The following is a 2,484-nucleotide window of genomic DNA, read 5'->3' on the forward strand; positions in this document are numbered from 1 at the left end:
TCCCCTACCCCCCTCCCGCGAGGGGACGGGGGGACTCGTCGGAAAACACGCGTCGGTTCAGGTGATCGAATTCTGAAAAGCCCCGCTTGCGGGAGAGGCAACGCGAGAAGACGCCCGACATCCAGTCAGGCTCCGGCGTGACCGGACCTCAATTCAGTCCATCTCAGCCGAAGCGCCGCACCGCGGTGATGCCCTTGCCTTCGGCGGCCAGGGACCGGGCCGCGACCTCTCGCACCGGGTCGAGCGAAACGCAGGCGGCCCGGACATTGGCGTGGATCAGGGTCTCGCCATCCATCATCAGCCCGACATGGCCGGGGAAATAGACCAGGTCGCCGCGCCGCAGCCCGGCGCTCTCGTCGGTCCCGACCAGCGTCGCCGCGGTCTGCGCCTGGCGGTAGGTGTCGCGCTCGATCGCGTGGCCGGCCGCCGCGCAGGCCAGCTGGGCCAGGCCGGAGCAGTCGATGCCGAGGCTGGAGCGGCCGCCCCAGAGATAGGGCACGCCGAGGAAGCGCTGCGCCGTCGCCACCGCGTCGGGCTCGACCGCGTCGAGCGGGCCCAGCGCCACCTCCGGCACCCAGCCGCCGGGCTCGCCGGCCTTGCGGATCCGGGCATAGCCCTTCTCCGTCTCCACCACCTCCACCGGGCTGCGGAAGCTCAGGGCGCGGACCGGCGGGCGCTTGAAGTCGGGCACCGGGTATAGGAAGGCGCGGAAGGCCCGGATCCGGTGGGTCGGCATGGCGATCCGGTCGGACAGCGCCGCCGCCTCGACATAACCGACATAGCCGTCCGTCGTAAGCTGGCCCCAGGCCCAGCCGTCCTTCACCTCATAGACGGTGATGGTCTCGCCATGCAGCATCTCGGTCGCCTGGCCGCGCGACGCGTCTGGCGCCGAGCGCATCGGCACGATGCCGCGGATCGCCTGGTGCAGCGTGCCGGCGGCATACCGCTCCGCCGCATGGACGCCGCGCAGGCTCTCCGCGGCCAGGTCCGGCCGCCAGGGCACCAGGTTGCGGTCGATGTCGGTCACGCCGCGGCCCCGATCATGCTGGCGGCCTGGCGCACCAGGTCGGCGAAGCCGTCGAGATAGGCCTGCCCTTCCTCCGTCCGCTCGATCAGCACGTTGCGCCGGTCCGCCGGGTCGACGGTGCGGCGGGTCAGGCCGAGCTCGCCCAGCCGGTCCAGCGCCCGGGTCACCGCCGGCTTGGAGATCTGCAGGGTCGAGGACAGCCCCCGCACCGTGTGCGGCGCCGGGGTCAGGTAGATGGTCAGCAGGAGGGCGATCTGCCGCGACGACAGGTCCGGCGCCTCGCGCCGGACCGCCGCGGTCAGGGCATGGCGCCACAGCTCCAGCGCCTGGATCGAGGTCAGGGCGACGGTCATGTCGCACGCATCCCCGGCGTCGACGATACGATCGATCGGATCAGCGCCGGCCTCCAAACCGCTCCTCCAGCAGGGCGTAGACCGCCCGCATCGTCATCGCCTCGCCGCCCTTCGGCCGGCCCGGACGGTCGGCGCCGTTCCAGGCATAGAGGTCGATATGCACCCAGGGCACGCCCGGGGCGACGAAGCGCTCGAGGAACAGGGCCGCGGTGATGGCCCCGCCGAAGCGCGTGTCGGGGGCGTTGTTGACGTCGGCGATGCCGGATTTCAGCAGCCGGTTGTAGGGCTGCCACAGCGGCAGGCGCCACAGCGGGTCGTCGACCCGGCGCGACGCCGCGGCCAGCGCGTCGGCGGTGGCGTCGTCGTTGCAGAACATCGCCGGCACGTCGGTGCCCAGCGCGACGCGGGCGGCGCCGGTCAGGGTGGCGAAGTCGACGATGATCTCCGGCTTCTCGGACGACGCCTCTTCCAACGCATCGCACAGCACCAGCCGCCCCTCGGCGTCGGTGTTGCCGATCTCGACCGTCAGCCCCTTGCGGCTGCGATAGACATCCATCGGCCGGAAGGCGTCGCCGGACACCGCGTTCTCGACCGCCGGCACCAGCACGCGCAGCCGCACCGGCAGCCGCGCCATCATCACCATGCGGGCAACGCCGAGGGCATGGGCGGCGCCGCCCATGTCCTTCTTCATCAGCAGCATGTTGCCGGCGTCCTTGAGGTCGAGGCCGCCCGAATCGAAGACGACGCCCTTGCCGACCAGCGTCACCTTCGGCGCCGACGGGTCGCCCCATTCGATGTCGATCAGCCGCGGCGCCCGGCTGGAGGCGCGGCCGACGGCGTGGATCATCGGGTAGTTGCGGGTCAGCAGCTCGTCGCCGGTGACGACGCTGAAGCGGGCGCCGAACTCCTTGGCCAGCGCCTCGGCCGCCGCGGCCAGCTCGGCCGGGCCGAGGTCGTTGGCCGGGGTGTTGACCAGGTCGCGCACCAGCATCGTGGCACTGGCCGCGCGCTCGACCCCGGCACGGTCGGCGCCCTGCGGCCAGACCAGCCTGGCCGAAACCCGCTCCGGCCCCTTGTAGCGGCCGTAGTGGTAGCCGCCGAGCG

General features: G+C 72.2%; 3 protein-coding genes. All 3 read right to left on the minus strand.

Going from position 1 to position 2,484, the window contains the following annotated elements:
• Window positions 1-163: 163 nt before the first annotated feature.
• Window positions 164-1,027, minus strand: coding sequence for a C40 family peptidase (locus tag P409_RS31750; protein ID WP_034847988.1), 864 nt, complete (start codon window positions 1,025-1,027; stop codon window positions 164-166).
• A complete protein-coding gene (locus tag P409_RS31755; protein ID WP_034847994.1) occupies window positions 1,024-1,380 on the minus strand; it encodes a MarR family transcriptional regulator in 357 nt (118 codons plus the stop codon). The genes P409_RS31750 and P409_RS31755 overlap by 4 nt, the downstream gene beginning before the upstream one ends.
• Before the next feature lie 40 nt (window positions 1,381-1,420).
• The coding region (locus P409_RS31760) for a leucyl aminopeptidase family protein (RefSeq protein WP_034847991.1) at window positions 1,421-2,484 on the minus strand (1,064 nt) is incomplete at its 5' end.

It is taken from the genome of Inquilinus limosus MP06, from assembly GCF_000767795.1.
Classification (GTDB): domain Bacteria; phylum Pseudomonadota; class Alphaproteobacteria; order DSM-16000; family Inquilinaceae; genus Inquilinus; species Inquilinus limosus_E.

Bases quoted from the DNA above. Each gene is read 5' to 3' on its own strand.
- P409_RS31755 (WP_034847994.1), bottom strand. From the start codon at position 1,380: ATGACCGTCGCCCTGACCTCGATCCAGGCGCTGGAGCTGTGGCGCCAT.